The organism is Acidovorax sp. SUPP1855 (genome assembly GCF_030158955.1).
GTDB lineage: Bacteria > Pseudomonadota > Gammaproteobacteria > Burkholderiales > Burkholderiaceae_C > Paracidovorax.
The window spans coordinates 1-17053 of record NZ_BQXI01000038.1; the positions used below are offsets into that span (position 1 = coordinate 1).

16 protein-coding genes and 1 pseudogene are annotated in these 17053 nt (G+C 70.6%); 7 read left to right on the top strand and 10 right to left on the bottom strand.

Annotated features, from left to right (window positions below; translation table 11 throughout):
* A pseudogene (locus AVMA1855_RS23140) lies at window positions 1-148 on the bottom strand (isocitrate/isopropylmalate family dehydrogenase); the annotation flags it as partial.
* A 108-nt stretch (window positions 149-256) separates the two neighbouring features.
* On the opposite strand from AVMA1855_RS23140, the gene AVMA1855_RS23145 reads away from it, so the two are divergent.
* Window positions 257-1207 carry a LysR substrate-binding domain-containing protein gene (locus tag AVMA1855_RS23145; RefSeq protein ID WP_284427483.1) on the top strand — a complete coding sequence of 317 codons (951 nt, stop codon included), beginning with the start codon at window positions 257-259 and terminating at the stop codon, window positions 1205-1207.
* 78 nt (window positions 1208-1285) lie between these two features.
* On the opposite strand, the gene AVMA1855_RS23150 is transcribed toward AVMA1855_RS23145, so the two are convergent.
* Together AVMA1855_RS23150 and rpsU are read right to left on the bottom strand one after the other, a co-directional pair.
* On the bottom strand, window positions 1286-1732 hold the full coding sequence (locus AVMA1855_RS23150; RefSeq protein ID WP_284427484.1) for a GatB/YqeY domain-containing protein: 447 nt from the start codon (window positions 1730-1732) through the stop codon (window positions 1286-1288).
* Window positions 1733-1850: 118 nt separating this feature from the next.
* Window positions 1851-2063, bottom strand: a complete 213-nt coding sequence (rpsU, locus tag AVMA1855_RS23155) for a 30S ribosomal protein S21 (RefSeq protein WP_007833691.1) — start codon at window positions 2061-2063, stop codon at window positions 1851-1853.
* Between the two features lie 299 nt (window positions 2064-2362).
* Between rpsU and AVMA1855_RS23160 the strand changes: the two genes are divergently transcribed.
* On the top strand, window positions 2363-5677 hold the full coding sequence (locus AVMA1855_RS23160; protein ID WP_284427485.1) for an EAL domain-containing protein: 3315 nt from the start codon (window positions 2363-2365) through the stop codon (window positions 5675-5677).
* Here the strand turns inward: AVMA1855_RS23160 and AVMA1855_RS23165 are convergent.
* Window positions 5635-6012 carry an antibiotic biosynthesis monooxygenase family protein gene (locus AVMA1855_RS23165; protein WP_284427486.1) on the bottom strand — a complete coding sequence of 126 codons (378 nt, stop codon included), beginning with the start codon at window positions 6010-6012 and terminating at the stop codon, window positions 5635-5637. The two genes, AVMA1855_RS23160 and AVMA1855_RS23165, sit on opposite strands and share 43 nt — an antisense overlap.
* The gene (locus AVMA1855_RS23170) at window positions 6009-6404 is read right to left on the bottom strand and encodes an NIPSNAP family protein (RefSeq protein ID WP_284427487.1); all 396 of its coding nucleotides are present in this window, start codon (window positions 6402-6404) and stop codon (window positions 6009-6011) included. Before AVMA1855_RS23170 ends, AVMA1855_RS23165 begins: the two co-directional genes overlap by 4 nt.
* A 156-nt stretch (window positions 6405-6560) precedes the next feature.
* Between AVMA1855_RS23170 and AVMA1855_RS23175 the strand changes: the two genes are divergently transcribed.
* The 3 genes from AVMA1855_RS23175 to AVMA1855_RS23185 all read left to right on the top strand — a co-directional run bounded on the left by AVMA1855_RS23175 (window position 6561) and on the right by AVMA1855_RS23185 (window position 11124).
* A complete protein-coding gene (locus AVMA1855_RS23175) occupies window positions 6561-7304 on the top strand; it encodes an ArsR/SmtB family transcription factor (RefSeq protein WP_284427510.1) in 744 nt (247 codons plus the stop codon).
* 317 nt (window positions 7305-7621) lie between these two features.
* On the top strand, window positions 7622-9970 hold the full coding sequence (locus AVMA1855_RS23180; protein ID WP_284427488.1) for an FdhF/YdeP family oxidoreductase: 2349 nt from the start codon (window positions 7622-7624) through the stop codon (window positions 9968-9970).
* A gap of 38 nt (window positions 9971-10008) precedes the next feature.
* Window positions 10009-11124, top strand: a complete 1116-nt coding sequence (locus AVMA1855_RS23185; protein ID WP_284427489.1) for a catalase family protein — start codon at window positions 10009-10011, stop codon at window positions 11122-11124.
* Between the two features lie 60 nt (window positions 11125-11184).
* On the opposite strand, the gene AVMA1855_RS23190 is transcribed toward AVMA1855_RS23185, so the two are convergent.
* Together AVMA1855_RS23190 and AVMA1855_RS23195 are read right to left on the bottom strand one after the other, a co-directional pair.
* Window positions 11185-12438, bottom strand: a complete 1254-nt coding sequence (locus AVMA1855_RS23190; protein WP_284427490.1) for a BaiN/RdsA family NAD(P)/FAD-dependent oxidoreductase — start codon at window positions 12436-12438, stop codon at window positions 11185-11187.
* Between the two features lie 8 nt (window positions 12439-12446).
* Window positions 12447-13571 carry a sterol desaturase family protein gene (locus tag AVMA1855_RS23195; protein ID WP_284427491.1) on the bottom strand — a complete coding sequence of 375 codons (1125 nt, stop codon included), beginning with the start codon at window positions 13569-13571 and terminating at the stop codon, window positions 12447-12449.
* Window positions 13572-13690: 119 nt separating this feature from the next.
* On the opposite strand from AVMA1855_RS23195, the gene AVMA1855_RS23200 reads away from it, so the two are divergent.
* Window positions 13691-14191, top strand: a complete 501-nt coding sequence (locus tag AVMA1855_RS23200; protein ID WP_284402939.1) for an acyl-CoA thioesterase — start codon at window positions 13691-13693, stop codon at window positions 14189-14191.
* Window positions 14192-14204: 13 nt separating this feature from the next.
* On the opposite strand, the gene AVMA1855_RS23205 is transcribed toward AVMA1855_RS23200, so the two are convergent.
* Window positions 14205-14678 (bottom strand): hypothetical protein, encoded by a 474-nt coding sequence (locus AVMA1855_RS23205; RefSeq protein WP_284427492.1) that lies wholly within the window; start codon window positions 14676-14678, stop codon window positions 14205-14207.
* A gap of 363 nt (window positions 14679-15041) precedes the next feature.
* On the opposite strand from AVMA1855_RS23205, the gene AVMA1855_RS23210 reads away from it, so the two are divergent.
* A complete protein-coding gene (locus tag AVMA1855_RS23210) occupies window positions 15042-15230 on the top strand; it encodes a hypothetical protein (protein ID WP_284427493.1) in 189 nt (62 codons plus the stop codon).
* Between the two features lie 63 nt (window positions 15231-15293).
* Here AVMA1855_RS23210 and cobA read toward each other — a convergent pair whose 3' ends face one another.
* Together cobA and ybiB are read right to left on the bottom strand one after the other, a co-directional pair.
* Window positions 15294-16124, bottom strand: coding sequence for a uroporphyrinogen-III C-methyltransferase (cobA, locus tag AVMA1855_RS23215; RefSeq protein ID WP_284427494.1), 831 nt, complete (start codon window positions 16122-16124; stop codon window positions 15294-15296).
* Window positions 16121-17044 carry a DNA-binding protein YbiB gene (ybiB, locus tag AVMA1855_RS23220; RefSeq protein ID WP_284427495.1) on the bottom strand — a complete coding sequence of 308 codons (924 nt, stop codon included), beginning with the start codon at window positions 17042-17044 and terminating at the stop codon, window positions 16121-16123. Before ybiB ends, cobA begins: the two co-directional genes overlap by 4 nt.
* Window positions 17045-17053: the final 9 nt, after the last annotated feature.

The window sequence follows — 17053 nt, forward strand, 5'->3', positions numbered from 1 at the left end:
CGCAGCTGGCCCAGTCGATGGTGCGGCATTCCAGCTCGAAGCCGAAGCGTTCGGCCGCGGTCTGGATGGCCCGCAGGCCTTCGGGCATGACTTCCTTGCCGATGCCGTCGCCGGGGATCACGGCGATCTGGTACTTGGTTTTTTGCATGGGGTTCCTTGTGGAAAAAAGGGGAGCGGCAGGTGCCGGATGGGGGAATTGTTCGGCAGTGCTGCGCAAAATACAATCAGCCGCCTGTGGTCTCATTCTTCACACTTCGTGCACAAGATTCCCTCCAACGACGACCTGCGCGTGTTCACCGTGGTGGTGCGCAAATCGAGCTTCGGCGAGGCCGCGACCGAGCTGGGCACCTCGCCCGCCTATGTGAGCAAGCGCATCCGACTGCTGGAGGAGGATTTGGCCGTCAAGCTGCTGCACCGCACCACGCGCCGCGTGGTGGTGACGGAGGAGGGCGAGCGCGTGTTCCACTGGGCGCAGCGCATCCTGGACGATGTGGACCAGCTGCTGCAGGAGGTGGCGGTCACGCGGCGCGAGCCCCGCGGCCTGCTGCGGGTGAGCTGCAGCTTCGGATTCGGGCGGCGCGTGGTGGCGCCGGCGTTGTCGCGGCTGGTGGAGCGCCATCCGGCCCTGCAGGTGCGGCTGGAGGTGTTCGACCGGCTGGTGGACGTGGCGGGCGAGGGGTTCGACCTGGACGTGCGCGTGGGCGACGAGATCGCGCCGCACCTCATCGCGCGGCGGCTGGCGGACAACCACCGGGTGCTGTGCGCGGCGCCCGCCTATCTGGCGCGCCATGGCACGCCGCGCACGCTGGCGGAGCTGTCCAGTCACGACTGCCTCGTCATCAAGGAGCGTGACCACCCGTTCGGCGTGTGGCGCCTGCGCAGCGGCGGCGTGGAAGAGTCGGTGAAAGTGCGCGGCCCGCTGTCGGCCAACCACGGGGAAATGGTGGTGCAGTGGGCCGTGGACGGCCGCGGCATCACGCTGCGCTCGCTGTGGGACGTGGGACCGCAGTTGCGTGCGGGGCATCTGGTGCCGGTGCTGCCCGAGTGGCGGCAGGAGGCGAATGTGTGGGCCGTCTATCCCACGCGTCTCCATCTGTCGGCCAAGGTGCGCGTGTGCGTGGAGTTTTTGCAGGAGCACTTCCGCCAGGAGTGGGCGGCCAGCGGTGATGCTGAACTCAGCGGTGCGGTGGACGGTGCCGGGGATTGAGAGGGAAGGGCAGCCGGGTGCGGTGCGCCGTCACCCGGCTTTGCAAGGACGCGCATTGCACGCATCCCGAGGGCCCGATCAGCCGGCCAGCGCGGCCTTCACGGCGGCCGACACCTGGCCCATGTCGGCCTTGCCGGCCAGCCGCGTCTTCACCACGCCCATGACCTTGCCCATGTCGCCGGGTCCCGCGGCACCCAGTTCAGCCACGATGGCTTTCACGGCGGCCAGGGTTTCCTCGGCGGACATGCGCGCGGGCAAGTAGGCCTGCAGCACGGACGTTTCGGACTTTTCCTTGTCGGCCAGGTCCTGGCGGCCCGCGCCTTCGAAGGCGGTGATGGAGTCCTTGCGCTGCTTGATGAGCTTGTCCAGGATGGCGACGACGGCAGCGTCGTCCAGCGTGATGCGCTCGTCGACTTCCTTTTGCTTGATCGCCGCCTGCAGCAGGCGGATGGTGCCCAGGCGCTCGACGTCCTTGGCGCGCATGGCGGTCTTCATGTCTTCGGTGATCTGCTCTTTGAGGCTCATGGTGTTCTCCGTTCAAACCAGGGGTGGGTGGGGTGGCGCGCTGTGCCCCAAACGAAAAAACCCGCGCTTGGCGTCCCTAGCGCGGGTTTTGCGGCGGTGAGGCCGGCTCTGTCAGAGCTTAGTACAGCTTCTTGGGCAGCTGCATGCTGCGAACGCGCTTGTAGTGGCGCTTGACGGCAGCAGCCTTCTTGCGCTTGCGCTCGGCGGTGGGCTTCTCGTAGAACTCACGGGCGCGCAGGTCGGTCAGCAGGCCGAGCTTTTCGATGGTGCGCTTGAAGCGGCGCAGGGCGACGTCAAAGGGTTCGTTTTCTTTTACGCGGATGGTGGTCATTAGCTAATGGTTTCCAAAATGTGCCCACAGAGGGTATCCAGGAGATCGGGCCTGAATGCCGTGTGTAGCGGGTTCCCCGTCTGTAACTAGTATTGGCCGACGGGGTATTGCCAGCAAAGCCGAAGATTATAGCCCTGTAATCCGCTCTGTGGATGGGTGCGGTCCGATCGCGTTGTCACCAGGCGTATGGCTTGGAATTTGCATGGGGCCCGGTGGCGCTGATTCGATTCATCCCCCCGTTCGTTCCCGCAACCGCCCCGCGCCGTTCTTTCCCCGCGCGGGGCCCCAAGCACGACACCATGGCAATCATGCACCGCGTATCGGGCTGGCTGGGCCGGCTCAGTGTGGGCCGCAAGCTCATGCTCATCTACCTGCTGGACCTGACGGCCGTGATCTACGTCTCGGGCATCCTGATCCACGAGAAATTCCTGGCCATCGATTTCGCGCGCAAGGAGATCGTGGGTACCGCCTATGCCTCGGTGGTGCGCGACGGGCTGATGGGGGCGTTCATGGAGGGCGACGGCATCGCGGGCATCCTGCTGATGGACCGCCTGGCCGCGGTGCGCAGCGCGCACGACGGCGCGCTCAAGACCGGCGAGCCGGCCGCGCGCTTCGAGGCGCTGCTGCGCCAGTCGGCCACCGGCGACCTGGCGGGGCGTGGAGCGGGGGGCGCGATGGGGGCGGCCGGCGAGCCGGTGCGCGGTCCCTTGCTGCGGCAGGGGCGCGAGCTGCTCACGACCGTGGGCAACCAGTCCAACCTGATCCTCGACCCCGACCTGGACAGCTACTACGTGATGTCGTTGATCCTGCTGCGCTTTCCGGAGCTGCTGCAGGTCACGCACGACACGGCGGCCTTCCTGAATGCGCCCGGCGCCCGCCAGGGCGACCACCGCGCGGCCGAACTGCTCACGCTGGCGGGCCGGCTCGATGCGGTGATGCTGGGCATCGATGCCGACTACGACCAGGCCTTCATCGCCGGCTCGCCCGCGCTGAGGGCGGCGCTGGATGCGCAGCGTGCGGCCTTGCGCCAAGCCGGCAACGACCTGCAGGCGCTGCTGCAGGGCATCGCCCAGGGCGAGGGGCGCACCGCCGCGGCCGAGCTGCCCGCGCGCCAGCGTGCGCTGCTGGGCGCGCTGCAGACGGCGTGGGTGCAGGGCACGGCGCAGCTGGACCGCCTGCTCTACGCCCGGGTGGACGACCTCTTTGCGCGCATGTGGCTGCACCTGGGCACGGCCGTGCTGCTGCTGGGCTGCATCCTGAGCCTGGTCACGCTGGTGGCGCGGCAGATCGCCAAGCCCCTGCAGCAGCTGGCCCGCGTGGCCGACGAGGTGCGCCGCAGCGGCGACCACACCCTGCGCGCGCACTGGACCAGCCGCGACGAGATCGGCCGGCTGGTGACGGCCTTCAACGGCATGCTGGCGCAGCTCGACCGCGAGCGCGTGCTGCAGCAGGAGCTGGCCGCCAGCGCGCGCGCCGCCGAGGCCCAGCGCGAGCTTGTGGAGGCGCTGCCCATTCCGATGGTGGTCACCTCGGTGCCCGAGCACGAGGTGCTGCACGCCAACGCCCCGGCCGGCCTGTGGCTGAACGGCACCACGCTGGACCCCTGGCGCACGGGCATGGAGCCGGGCGTGCGCGCGCGGTTTTTCCAGCGGCTGGCCGACCAGGGCGTGGTGGACGAGTTCGAGGTGCGCTGGAAGGGCAGCGCCGAGCCGCTGTGGGCCGTGCTGTCGGCGCGGCGCCTGCACTTCCAGGGGCGCGATGCCATGCTGACCGCCTTCACGCCCATCAACGTGCTCAAGGTGATGGAGCAGCGGCTGGAGCTGTGGGCCAAGGTGTTCGAGGCCTCGTCCGAGGGCATCATCATCATGGCCGCGGACCAGAAGATCCTGAGCGTGAACAAGGCGTTCTGCCGCAGCACGCACTACGACTTCTACGAGGTGATCGGCGAGAACCTGGGCTTCCTGCTGGAGGACCCGGGCGAGCCGCCGCTGGGCGCGCGCATCGCCCGCACGCTGCTGGACAAGGAGTCCTGGCAGGGCGAGGTGCGGTTCCGGCGCCGCTCGGGCGAGACCTATCCGGCCTGGCTGATGGTGTCGGCCGTGCGCGAGGGCGGCAAGGGCGGTGCCGTGGCCAACCACATCGGCATCGCCATCGACATCACCGACCGCAAGCGCAACGAGGAGCGCATCCAGTTCCTGGCCCACCACGACGTGCTCACCGAGCTGCCCAACCGTTCGCTGTGCGTGCAGCGGCTGCAGGCGGCCATCGCGCATGCCGCCATCACGGGCGAGCGCGTCGCGGTGCTGTTCATCGACCTGGACCGCTTCAAGTCCATCAACGACACGCTGGGCCACCACATCGGCGACGGGCTGCTGCGCTCGGTGGCGGCGCGGCTGCTGCAGGCCGTGCGCACGCACGATACCGTGAGCCGCCTGGGCGGCGACGAGTTCGTGATCGTGATGCGCGACGTGGAAGGCCCGGACGACGTGCTGCAGGCCGTGGAGCGCCGGTTGATCCCGCTCATCCGCCAGAGCCACCCGGTGCAGGGGCACGAGCTGAACGTTTCGTGCAGCGTGGGCATTGCCGTGTACCCTGACGACGGCACGGGGCTGGACGAGCTGATGCGCCGCGCCGACGCCGCCATGTATGAGGCCAAGACCACCGGCCGCGACATGGCGCGCCTGTATTCGCTGGAGACCGACCGGCGCGTGCAGGCCCGCCAGGCCATGGAGCAGATGCTGCGCCGCGCGCTGGAGCGCCACGAACTGGAGCTGCACTACCAGCCGCGCGTGGACACGCGCTCGGGCCGCCTCACGGGCGTGGAGGCGCTGGTGCGCTGGAACCATCCGGTGCTCGGCCAGGTGCTGCCGGGCGAGTTCATCCCCATCGCGGAAGAGGCCGGCCTGATCCGCGCGATCGGCGGCTGGGTGCTGGAGCAGGCCTGCCTGCAATGGGCGCGCTGGCAGGCCGCATACGGCGGTGCGCGCCACGCCGCGGGCCCGGGCGCACAGGGCCCGCAGGAGGGCCAAGGCATCGCCCACGACGCCCGGCGGGCGAGGCCGCCCCTGGCGCTGGCGGGGCTGCCGGTGTCGGTCAACCTCTCCGCCGCGCAACTGGCCGACCCGGCGCTGGTGCCCGACATCCGCACCCTGCTCGCGCGCTGCGGCATGCCGCCCAAGTGGCTGGAGCTGGAGCTGACCGAATCGCAACTGATGGAGAACGCCGAGGCCACGCAGCAGCAGCTGGCCGCGCTCAAGGGGCTGGGCGTGCAGTTGTCCATCGACGATTTCGGCACCGGCTATTCGAGCCTGGCCTACCTCAAGCGCTTTGCCATCGACAAGCTCAAGGTGGACAAGTCGTTCATCCGCGACATGCTGACCGATGGTGCGGACATGGCCATCACCCGCGCCGTCATCGCGCTGGGCCACACCCTGGGCCTCAAGGTGGTGGCCGAAGGCGTGGAGGACCTGGCCACGGCGCAGGCGCTGGGTTCGCTCGACTGCGACGAACTGCAGGGCTACCACTTCAGCCAGGCGCTGCCCGTGCCGGCCCTGGAGGCCTGGGTGAGGGGCTACGCGGGCGAGCGCCCGCGGCTGGCGCTGCTGCCGTCGTGAACCGTGCGCGAATCGGCCGGTGCCTGCGCGCGCTCGTTCAGCCCGTAGTCGCGCAGCACGGCCGCCACGCGCAGGCGGTAGTCGGCGAACACGCCCGCGCGACCGGCGGCCTGCGCATGGCGGTGGCTCTCGCACTGGCGCCACTGCGCCACGGCGGCCTCGTCGCGCCAGAACGACAGCGACAGCAGCTTGCCCGGCTGGCTGAGGCTCTCGAACCGCTCGATGGAAACGAAGCCGTCCATGCGCTCCAGCTCGCAGCGCAGCGCGGCGGCGGTGTCCAGGTAGGGCTGGCGGCCCGCGGCACTGGGCACGACCTCGAAGATGACGGCGATCATGCGGCGGCTCCGGGCGAGTCCTGGGTTGGCTGGGCGGATGCCATCGACAGCGGCGGGTGCGGCGGCAGGGCGGGGCGCTGGAACGTGCCCTCCACCACCTCGGCGAACGTGCGCTGCTCGCGCAGGATGAAGCGCTGGCGCTGCGCCCGCTCGAAGTTGGCGCGGCCTTGCGGGTCGGTCCGCAGACGCGCGCGGTAGGCCTCGTAGGCCGCGAGGCTGTCGAACGCGATCAGGCCCCAGGCCTCGTCGTTGGTGCCCTCGCTGGGCACGAAGTAGCCCAGCAGGTGGCCGCCGCAGCGCGGAATGATGTGGCCCCAGTGTGCGGCGTACTCGCGAAACGCGGCGATCTGGAAGGGGTCGAGCTGGTAGCGGATGAAGCAGGTGAGGGCCATGGAGGGTTCCTTGGGTAGAAGGTTGGGGGCGAAGGCACAGGGCCGGCGGGGCGCCGCATCCGCACGGCATGGTGGCCATTGGGCCGCGTTCCGCGGGGTCGATGCTTCGCCGTGGAACGAAGCATCGCGGCCGGCGCCTGCGGCACACTGGCCGGCATGAACACCAACCAGATCGCGCACATCGCCGCGCTCGTGGGCGAGCCGGCGCGCACCGGCATGCTGCTGGCGCTGATGGACGGGCGGGCGCTCACGGCGCGCGAGCTGGCCGATGCCGCGCACATCACCCCGGCCACCGCCAGCCGGCACCTCGCGCTGCTGGTGCAGGCACGCCTGCTGTCCGTGCAGAGCCAGGGCCGCCACCGCTACCACCGCCTCGCCTCGGCCGAGGTGGCGCGGCTGCTGGAGGGGCTGATGCAGCTGGCCGCGGGCCAGGCCTCGCCGGCGCGCCCGGTGGCGGTGGGCCCGCGCGATGCGGCGCTGCGCAGGGCGCGCACCTGCTACGACCACATTGCCGGGCGCCTCGGCGTGGCGGTGGCCGAGCACCTGCTGCAAGAGGGCGCGATCGTGTTCGACGCCGAGGCGGGCGGTCAGGTGACCGACCGGGCCGCCGCCGTGCTGGGGCGCCTGGGGCTGGACCTTGCGGGCCCGTCTGCCGGCCCGCCGCAGCGGGGCCCGCGCCCGCTGTGCCGACCGTGCCTGGACTGGAGCGAGCGGCGCCCGCACCTGGCCGGGCGCCTGGGCGCGCTGGTGTGCGCGCACTGCCTGGACCAGGGCTGGCTGGTGCGCCGCGAAGGCTCGCGCGCGCTCGCCATCACCCCGCCCGGGGCCGCCGCCCTGCAAGGCTGGCTGGGCACCGCGCGCTGGAGCGGCGTGGTGCAAGCACCATTGCCCGGCGCCTGAAACGACGAAGGCGCGATCGGGCCCTGGCCCTCCCTGGCCTGCAGCGGCAGCCGCTCGGCTTGCCGCGCCGGCGTGTTGGCGAAGGGTCCATCGGCCCGCTGTCGGCCAACGCGCATGGCCAATAGGCGCTCCATCCGACAGGGCCTGCACGGCCCCCAGCCGCGTAATCGGGGGCCACGCCCCATTGCCCGCCGAGCCCCGCATGCCACCCCTTTCGATCGATCGATTCCGACACCGCCATCCACTGCGTGCCTGCCCTGGCTTCCTGGAGCGGGCCGCTGCCCCGCACCGCCGCAGGCCCGCGTCGAAAGCGGTCCATGCGCGATAAGCCGCCGCCGTCCACCGAAGCCCTGGCCACGCCAGCCAGCAGCGCCTCCCCCGATGCAGGGCAGGATCCTCCGTCGTCCGGCGGCTGGGGTTCCGTCAGAGCGGTCGCCGGCACCTTGCTGCGCGATCGCCCGGGCGTCACGGTGATCAAGGCGCTGGCCCTGCAGAACAAGCACGACGGTTTCACCTGCTCCAGCTGCGCCTGGGCCAAGCCGCTGCATCCGCATCCCGCCGAGTTCTGCGAGAACGGCGCGAAGGCGACGTCGTGGGAGCTGACGGACCGGCGCCTGGACGCCGCCTTCTTCGAGGCCCACCCCTTGGCGGAACTCGCCGGCTGGACCGATCACGCGCTGGAAGCGGGCGGGCGGCTGACGGTTCCTCTGCGCTACGACGCCGGCCGGGACCGGTATGTCGAGGTCTCCTGGCAGGAGGCCTTCGACGGCATCGGCCGGGAACTGAAAGCGCTGCAGCCCGATGCGGTGGTGTTCTACGCGTCAGGCCGGGCGTCGCTGGAGACGTCGTACCTGTGGCAACTCTTCGCCCGGCTGTATGGGACCAACAATCTGCCCGACAGCTCGAACATGTGCCACGAGAGCACATCGGTCGGCCTCAAGCAGTCCATCGGGTCGCCGGTGGGCACGGTGGACCTGGACGACTTCGACCAGTGCGACGCCATCTTCTTCTTCTTCTTCGGCCAGAACGTCGGCGTGTCCAGTCCGCGCATGCTGCATCCCCTGCAGGACGCGCGGCGCCGGGGCGTGCCCATCGTGACCTTCAATCCGCTGCGCGAGAGCGGCCTGGTGGCGTTCAACAACCCCCAGTCGCCGGTGGACATGCTCACGCCGGGCAGCACCGCCATCAGCACGCAGTACCTGCAGGTCCGGCCCGGGGGCGACATCGCCGCGCTGACCGGCCTGTGCAAGTTCGTGATCGAGGCGGACGACGCGGCGCTGGCATCGGGCGGCCCCCGCGCCATCGATGCCGGGTTCGTCGCCGAGCACACGCAGGGCTACGACGAACTCGCGCAGGCGATGCGCGCCGCCCCGTGGGCCGACATCGAAAGCGACTCCGGCCTGTCCCGCTCGGCGCTGGAGGAGGCCGCACGCACCTACCTTGCGGCCGAACGCGTCATCGGCATCTACGGCATGGGGCTCACGCAGCACCGCGAGGGCGTGCTGAACGTGCAGATGCTCGCCAACCTGCTGCTGCTGCGCGGCAACGTGGGCAAGCCCGGTGCCGGGCTGTGCCCGGTGCGCGGGCATTCCAACGTGCAGGGGCAGCGCACGGTGGGCATCACCGAGAAGCCGGAACTCGCCCCGCTGGACCAGCTGGCCTCGCAGTTCCAGTTCGAGCCCCCGCGCAAGAAGGGCCTGGATACCGTCGCCGCCTGCCGGGGCATCCTGGACGGGTCGGTGCGGGCGTTCCTCGGCCTCGGCGGCAATTTCGTGCGCGCGGTGCCCGAGACGGGGCTCATCGAGGCCGCGTGGCGCCGGATGCGGCTGACCGTTCAGATCGCGACCAAGCTCAACCGCAGCCACGTGGTGCATGGCGAGGTGGCCTACCTGCTGCCGTGCCTGGGCCGGGTGGAGATCGACCGGCAGGCCAGCGGCGAGCAAACGGTCTCGACCGAGGATTCGACAGGTTTCATGCACCCCTCCCGTGGCGTGGCCGAGCCGGCGGCCGCGACGCTGCGCTCCGAGCTGTCGATCGTGGCGGGCATCGCGCAGGCCACCCTCGCGCCGAACGCCTGCGTTCCGTGGGCCGGGTGGACCGACGACTACGCCCGCGTGCGGGACGCCATCGCGCTGACCTTCCCCAGGATCTTCCACGACTTCAACCGCCGGTTGGCCGTCCCGGGCGGCTTCGCGCGGCCCATCGCGGCACGCCATCGGGTGTGGGAGACCGACAGCGGCAAGGCCGCTTTCGTCGCGCCCGGCGGCCTGCAGGCCGATCCGGACCAGGTGCCCACGCCCGTGGACGGCGAGGTGCTGCGCCTTTTCACGATCCGCAGCGACGACCAGTTCAACACCACCATCTACAGCCTGAACGACCGCTTTCGCCGGATCGAGGGCACGCGCCAGGTGCTGTTGATGAATGCCCACGACATCGAGCGGCTCGGCCTGCAGGCCGGCGCCCGCGTGACGGCGCGCACGCAGTGGCGGCAGGACGATGTCCGCCGCGAGGTTTCCGGACTGACCGTCGTGGCCTACGACCTGCCGCGCGGCGCCGTGGCGGGCTACTACCCCGAACTCAATCCGTTGATGCCCCTGGACCACCACGCCAGGGAAAGCCACGTTCCCGCCGCCAAGTCCATTCCCGTCCGCCTGTTCCCAGGCTGATGCACCCGCCCCAATCCTCTCACTGCCAAGGACCCGCCATGCGCCAAGACCCCGCCAGCCAGTCGCCCGTTCGCTACCACCCTGCCGTCGAGCAGGCCGATCCCGACGAGGCGCAGGTGTTCGCCGATCTGGACCAGACGCTCGCCAAGATCCGCGAGACGACGTTCGAGCACAGCGGCCACGCGCGCCGCAGCGTCCATGCCAAGGCGCACGGCGTGCTGCGGGCGCAATTGACGGTGCTGCCGGACTTGCCCGAGCCGCTCGCCCAGGGGCTGTTCGCCCGGCCCGGCACGTACGACGCCATCCTGCGGTTCTCCACCAACCCGGGCGACGTGCTGGACGACAAGGTGTCCCTGCCCCGGGGCCTGGGCTTGAAGGTCCTCGGCGTCGAGGGCGAGCGGCTCCCGGGTTCGGAGTCCGACACCACCCAGAACTTCGTCTTTGCGGACAGCCCGGTCTTCGCCGCGCCCACGGCCCGGAAATTCCTGAGCAACCTCAAGCCCCTGGCGGCCACGACCGATGTGGCGGAGGGGGCCAAGAAAGCGCTGTCGGCCACCCTGCAGGTGGCCGAGAGGGTCGTCGAGGCCTTCGGCGGCAAGAGCGGCAAGCTGATCTCGCTGGGCGGCCATGCCCCGACGCACGTGCTGGGCGCCACCTTCTTCTCGGGCGCGGCCTTGCGGCACGGCCAGTACATCGCCAAGCTGTCGCTGGCGCCGGCATCGGACGCCTTGAAGGCGCTGGTGGACCAGAAGGTCGATCTCGACGGCCGGCCCGATGGCCTGCGCGAGGAGGTGGTCCGCTTCATGGCGGTGAATCCCGCGCAGTGGGACCTGCGGGTGCAGCTGTGCACCGACCTGGACTCGATGCCGGTCGAAGACGCGTCCGTGGAGTGGCCGCAGGAACAGAGCCCCTACATCACCGTGGCCCGGCTGGTGGCGCAGCCGCAGACCGCGTGGAGCGAGGCCGTGGCCGCCGTGTCGGAAGACGGCCTCTTCTTCAGCCCCTGGCGCGGTCTGGCGGACCACCAGCCCCTGGGCAACGTGATGCGCGCCCGCAAGCTGGCATACGAACGCTCGGCGCAGTTCCGCGCGGACCGCAACCAGACGCCCGTGCGCGAACCGAGCGAGATTCCGCCGTCCATCGGGCGCGCATGACCGCATGCGCTGGCCTCGTGCCGGGGCCCGGGCTGGCGTCGGTGCCCGTGCCGGCGGGGCTCAGCCGCCCGGCAGCGCCTGCGCACAGGCGTGCGCGCTGGCCCAGGCCCACTGGAAGTTGTAGCCCCCCAGCCAGCCGGTCACATCGACCACCTCGCCGATGAAATACAGCCCCGGCTGGGCCTTGGCCTCCATGGTCTGCTGCGACAGCGCCCGCGTGTCCACGCCGCCCAGCGTCACCTCGGCCTTCTTGTAGCCCTCGGTGCCCGTGGGCACCAGCTCCCAGCGCGACAGCCGCTCGGCCAGCCGCGCCAGCGCCTTGTCCGAGGCCTCGTTGATGGGCCGCTGCCAGTCCGCGTCCTGCTGCACCCAGGTGTCGGCCAGGCGGCTGGGCACCAGGCCGGCCAGTTCGTTGGCGATGCGCTTTCTCGACCGCGCCTTGGCCTGCGCGAGCAGGGCGGGCAGGTCGGTGCCCGGCGCCAGGTGGATGGACAGGGGCAGGCCCTCCTGCCAGTAGCTGGAGATCTGCAGCACCGCCGGGCCCGACAGCCCCCGGTGGGTGAACAGCAGGTCTTCGTGGAAGGCCATGCGCGCCTTCCTGGCGCCCGTGGAAATCTCCACCGGCAACGCCAGCCCGGCCAGCTGGGCGTAGGGCGCCCAGGCATCGCCGTCGAACGTCAGCGGCACCAGCCCCGGGCGGCGCTCCACCAGCGGGATGGCGAACTGCTGCGCGATCCGGTAGCCGAAGTCGGTGGCGCCGATCTTGGGGATCGACAGCCCCCCGGTCGCCACGACCACGCTGCGGGCCAGCACGGGACCGCGATCGGTATCAATTTGATAGCAGAACGCCCTAGTGGAATATGTGCTGGAGGCCGAAAAGACCACATTTTTCACCCGGCACGGCTGCCAGCGCTGCACGCCGCCCGCGGCGCATTCGGCCAGCAGCATCTGGATGATGTCCTCCGCCGAGCGGTCGGCGAAGAGCTGGCCCTTGTGCTTTTCGTGGTGGGCGATGCCGTGCCGGTCCATCAGCGCGATGAAGTCGGCCGGCGTGTAGCGCGACAGCGCCGAGCGGCAGAACTGCGGGTTCTGCCCCACGAAGTGCTTGTGCGGCGCGGCCGGGTCCAGGTCGCGGTTGGTGAAGTTGCAGCGACCGCCGCCCGAGATGCGGATCTTCTCGGCCACCTTCTCGCCGTGGTCGATCAGCAGCACCGAGAGGCCGCGCTGCCCCGCCTGCGCGGCGCAGAACAGGCCCGCCGCGCCGGCGCCGATGACGACGGCGTCGAACCGCCGCGCGGTGTCCGCCGTGTTCATGGAAGCCACTAGCCCTTCCACGTGAACGGGAACTTGAGCTGCTTCATGAACCCGTTGGGCACGTAGTCGCCCAGCACGCCGTAGTGCTCGGGCCAGAGCTTGGTGCTCTTGACCGCCGTGCCGAAGGCGTAGTCGATGAAGGCGAAGTGCGCCGCGTAGTTCTTGTCCAGCGCCTCCTGGTCCTGGCTGTGGTGCCAGTGGTGGAAGTTGGGCGTGACGATCAGGTAGCGCAGCGGCCCCAGGCGCACGCTCACGTTGGCGTGGTTGAACACCGCCTGGAAGCCCACGATCACGATGTACGCGTCGATCACCTCCTTGGAAAAGCCCAGCACGTAGATCGGTGCCAGCACCAGCGTGCGCGTGATCAGCAGCTCCAGGATGTGCTGGCGCGAGCCGGCCATCCAGTCCATGCTTTTCACGCTGTGGTGCACCGCGTGCAGGCGCCACAGCACCGGCACCTCGTGGTAGGCCCGGTGCGTCCAGTACTGCACCAGGTCGGCCACCAGCACGATGAGGAACAGCGCCACCCAGAAGTTCAGCCCCTGCACCCAGCCGCGGACGCCGTCGCTCGCGGCCCAGCCGAAGAACTTGTGCACCAGCAGGTTGGTGGCCAGCAGCACGAAGCCCACCACCATGTGGTTCACGATGAAGTGGTGGAAGTCGGTCTGCCACTCGGCGCGGAACACCGGCTGGTCGCGCCGCAGGGCGAACAGCTTTTCGATGAAGATGAAGATCAGCGCGCTGCCCAGCAGGTCGAGGATGAACCAGTCCAGGCCGATGTAGGGCGTGTTGTCCGCGAAGTCGTTCACCGGCACCTTGTGCCCGCCCAGCAGCGCGGTGGACACCACCAGCAGGAAGGCCGCCGCCGACAGCCAGCGCGAGCGGTTGAACAGCATGTTGACGAGCGAGATGCCGCCCGCCGCCACCAGCGCGGCCAGCATGATCATGCGGATCACGTCCACGTTGTAGCTCTTGCGCAGCTCCGGCGTGGTGAGGTATTGCGGGAAGTGGAAGGCCAGCACCCCCAGCATGCACAGGATGGCCAGCGACAGGGCGATGACGCCCGAGACCAGGCCGCGGCCGGTGCGCAGTTCGCCATGGCTGGCGGTGAGTTCGTTGAGTTTGTCGAGCATTTTTTCTCCGGGCGGGAACGCCGGGCGCGAGTGTAGCGAAGCCGCATCACCGGCCCGATCCGCGCCACGCAAGGCCCGTGCCGCAGGCCCTCGCGCTTCTAAAATCGCGCGCCATGACGATCAACCTTCCGGCCAACCAGCTCAGCATGACCGTGCTGATGTCCCCCGACATGGCCAACTTCTCGGGCAACGTGCACGGCGGCGCGGTGCTGCGGCTGCTGGACCAGGTGGCCTACGCCTGCGCCACGCGCTACTCGGGCTGCTACGCCGTCACGCTCAGCGTGGACCAGGTCACCTTCCTGCAGCCGATCCACGTGGGCGAACTCGTCACCTTCCTGGCCTGCGTGAACTACACCGGCAACTCGTCGATGGAAGTGGGCATCAAGGTGGTGGCCGAGAACATCCGCACCCAGGTGGTGCGCCACGTGAACAGCTGCTTTTTCACAATGGTGGCCGTGGACGAGGACCGCAAGCCCGTCGCCGTGCCGCCCCTGTCGCCCTCCACCGCCGACGAGCGCCGCCGCTGGGAGGCCGCGCTGCTGCGCAAGGCCCTGCGCAAGGAGCAGGCCGAGCGCTTCGAGCAGGTGCGGCTGGCGGCGGCCGGGCCGGCTGGCCTGTAAGAGGTAAGAGACGTCAGGGACGCGTTGGCCGTGCGCCGGGGCGCACACGGCTTCGCATGGTGGCTTGCCCCGGTCGGGCCTGCCGCCCACCATGCTCCCCCACCGCCCGCCAGAGGGCGGGGCGCCAAAGGGAGCGAGCCATGAAAACCACCGACCGGGACGGGTCCAGCGCCAGCGCTGCGGCCCCGGCCTTGACCACCCCATCCACTGCATCCCACGCACCCGTGGCACCCGCTGCTGCCTTGCCGCCACGGCGCCGTGCGCGCAGCGCGGAGCCGCCCGCCGGGTTTCCGATCGACACCCGGGCGCGGGCGGCGGGCGCCGAGACCAGCGCCTCGGGCGCGAAGCGGCGCAGGATCGGCCCCACGGCGTTGCCGCAGCCGGGGCGGCCCCAGGGGAGGGCTGCGGAGACGGAGACGGAGGCGGCACCGCGGCGGGCGCGTTCGGCCTCGCCCGACAGCCGCCCGGCGCATTCCGCGGACGCCATGCCGTTCGCGCAGCTGGTCGGCGAGGCAGCGGCCCGGGGGCTGGACCGCGACTGGGGCACCTTGCAATCGGTCCGGGTCAAGAACGGCCACCCGCAGATCCACCCCTGGGAAGAGGCCTTGCACCCGCAGCGCGTCTCCATCCCGCTGGGCAACTCCCGCGGCGTGCGGCTGCCCGAGGTGCTGGACCTGCAGGCCATCCGGGAGGGAACGCCGGTCCTGTGGTCGATCGGCATGGGCGCCACGCTGCACCTGGGGCCGCACGCACGGGTCGAGACGCCGGCCGGCGAGCCTGCCGGCAAAGAGCGCCGGATGGGCCACCCTTCACTGGTCGCGGGAACCCGGGACGATGCGACCGGAGACTGGTGGGGAAGCAGACCCGCATCTCGGGCGAGCTGCTGTGGGATGCCCAGCGCGAGACGTTCTTCATCACCAACCAGTCGGGCCGCTACTCCAGGCACCCCGACCGCGGCGCCCCGCAGATGGCCCAGGTGGCGCGGCATTTCGAGGAGGGCGGGATGGTGGTGGAGGTGCGGCTCATCGGGGCGCCGTGAACGCGGGCGCGGCGACGATGCCGCGGCGCATCGCGGTCGCTTGCCCGCAGCCCGCCGCGCGCCTCAGCCGCCCGCTGCGTTGCGCTTCGCGGAGGGCAGGGGGTCCGCGCCGCGGGTGCTGCCCCTGGCCGCCGCTACGCCGCTCACCACGTCGCCCACGACGATGACCGATGGGCTGGCGAGCTGCTCGCGCTCGATGGTGGCGTGCAACTCGCCCAGGGTGGTGAGCGCGTGGCGTTGCTGGGGCAGGCTCACGTGCTGGATGACGACCACGGGGGTGCTGGCGGGCAGGCCGGTGAGCAGTTCCTGCTGGATGTGCGCGGCGCTGCTCACGCCCATGTAGATGACCAGGGTGAGGCGGGCATCGCGCGCGGTGGCGGCCAGCTGGCGCCAGTCGGTGCCGGCGTCGCCGGGCTTGGCGTGGCCGGTGACGAAGACCACGCCGTGCGCGTGCTCGCGGTGGGTGAGGGGCGTGCCCAGCAGCGTCATGCCGGCCAGGCCCGCGGTGATGCCGTTGACCACCTGCACGTCGATGCCGGCCGCGCGCAGGTGCTCGACCTCTTCGCCGCCGCGCCCGAAGATGAACGGGTCCCCGCCCTTCAGGCGCACCACGTTCTCGCCCTCGTTCACGGCCATGACCATGAGCTTTTCGATGAAGGCCTGGGGCGTGCTCTTGCAGCCGCCGCGCTTGCCCACATGGACGATGCGCGCGCCGGGCGGGGCCATGGCCACGATCTCGTCGCTGACCAGGTCGTCCACCAGCAGCACAGTGGCGGCCTGGATGGCCTTGAGGGCCTTGATGGTGAGCAGTTCCGGATCGCCCGGGCCGGCGCCGACCAGCGTGCAGCGGCCGGGGGGGACGCCTTCGAAGGCGGGGGGGGATGGGCGATTCATGGGTTTGTCTCCAAAGGGATTTGCCCGGCCAGACGCAAGATGTGTTCCACCTGACGGGACAGCGGCGCGGGCACCGGCAGCGCGCCGTCGAGCACCTGGCGCGTGTAGCGGGCGGTGGTGTCCACGTCGATGTCCTGGGGCAGGCCGGGCACCTCGCTGGCCGTGCCGGGCTGCTGCTCTTCCCACAGATGGTGCGCGCCGGCGACGAAGGCGTCGTAACGGGGCGTTCGTCGCGGGTCGGCGGCCACTTCGCCCTCCAGCCCGCGCGAGAGCAGGGCGTTCATGCCCAGCGTGCTGAAGGTGGCGTGCAGCATGTCCTGGTACTCGGGGTGGGTGTAGGCGGTGACGACCAGCGACGGCCCGGCGCAGGGGTTCATCAGCTTGACGACGCTGTGGCCCGGGTTGCGCAGGCCGATGGCCTCGCGCGCGGCCAGCAGGCGGGCCAGGCCCGGGTGCAGGGCTTCGGTGTGAATGTGGGTCACGGTGCCGTTTGCTATCTTTTCAGGAGCATTCAGGGCAGATATTCCTAGGGCGTCGAGCACATCCGATGCCAGAATGCGCCGCGCCTCGGTGCGCATGCCGTGCAGCAGCACGGGCAGGCCCTCGCGCGCCAGCAGCAGCGCCAGCAGCGGGGTGAGCACGGGCAGCTTGCGCGCGCCGTTGTAGCTGGGCAGCACGACCACGGGCCGGTCGCTGGCGGGCAGGCGGGCCAGGCGGGCGTGGGTGGCGTCGAGAAAGCCGCACATCTCCTCGGCGGTCTCGCCCTTGATGCGCATGGCGATGCAGAAGGCGCCGATCTCCAGGTCGGTGACCTGGCCGTCCAGCACCTGGCCGAACAGGTCGTTGGCCTGCTCGCGGCCGATGGCGCGGGCGCCGCGCGCGCCGCGGCCGAGGTCCTTGAGATAGTGGCTGATGGCCATGGCGTGGGG

Bases quoted from the DNA above. Each gene is read 5' to 3' on its own strand.
- AVMA1855_RS23170 (WP_284427487.1), bottom strand. From the start codon at position 6,404: ATGGCCCTCACCTGCTTCATCCGCTACCAGCTCGACCCCTTCCAGATC.
- AVMA1855_RS23150 (WP_284427484.1), bottom strand. From the start codon at position 1,732: ATGAGCCTCAAAGAGCAGATCACCGAAGACATGAAGACCGCCATGCGC.
- AVMA1855_RS23185 (WP_284427489.1), top strand. From the start codon at position 10,009: ATGCGCCAAGACCCCGCCAGCCAGTCGCCCGTTCGCTACCACCCTGCC.
- rpsU (WP_007833691.1), bottom strand. From the start codon at position 2,063: ATGACCACCATCCGCGTAAAAGAAAACGAACCCTTTGACGTCGCCCTG.
- AVMA1855_RS23175 (WP_284427510.1), top strand. From the start codon at position 6,561: ATGAACACCAACCAGATCGCGCACATCGCCGCGCTCGTGGGCGAGCCG.
- AVMA1855_RS23205 (WP_284427492.1), bottom strand. From the start codon at position 14,678: ATGGCGTCCGCGGAATGCGCCGGGCGGCTGTCGGGCGAGGCCGAACGC.
- cobA (WP_284427494.1), bottom strand. From the start codon at position 16,124: ATGAATCGCCCATCCCCCCCCGCCTTCGAAGGCGTCCCCCCCGGCCGC.
- AVMA1855_RS23180 (WP_284427488.1), top strand. From the start codon at position 7,622: ATGCGCGATAAGCCGCCGCCGTCCACCGAAGCCCTGGCCACGCCAGCC.
- AVMA1855_RS23160 (WP_284427485.1), top strand. From the start codon at position 2,363: ATGGCAATCATGCACCGCGTATCGGGCTGGCTGGGCCGGCTCAGTGTG.
- AVMA1855_RS23165 (WP_284427486.1), bottom strand. From the start codon at position 6,012: ATGATCGCCGTCATCTTCGAGGTCGTGCCCAGTGCCGCGGGCCGCCAG.
- AVMA1855_RS23190 (WP_284427490.1), bottom strand. From the start codon at position 12,438: ATGAACACGGCGGACACCGCGCGGCGGTTCGACGCCGTCGTCATCGGC.
- ybiB (WP_284427495.1), bottom strand. From the start codon at position 17,044: ATGGCCATCAGCCACTATCTCAAGGACCTCGGCCGCGGCGCGCGCGGC.
- AVMA1855_RS23195 (WP_284427491.1), bottom strand. From the start codon at position 13,571: ATGCTCGACAAACTCAACGAACTCACCGCCAGCCATGGCGAACTGCGC.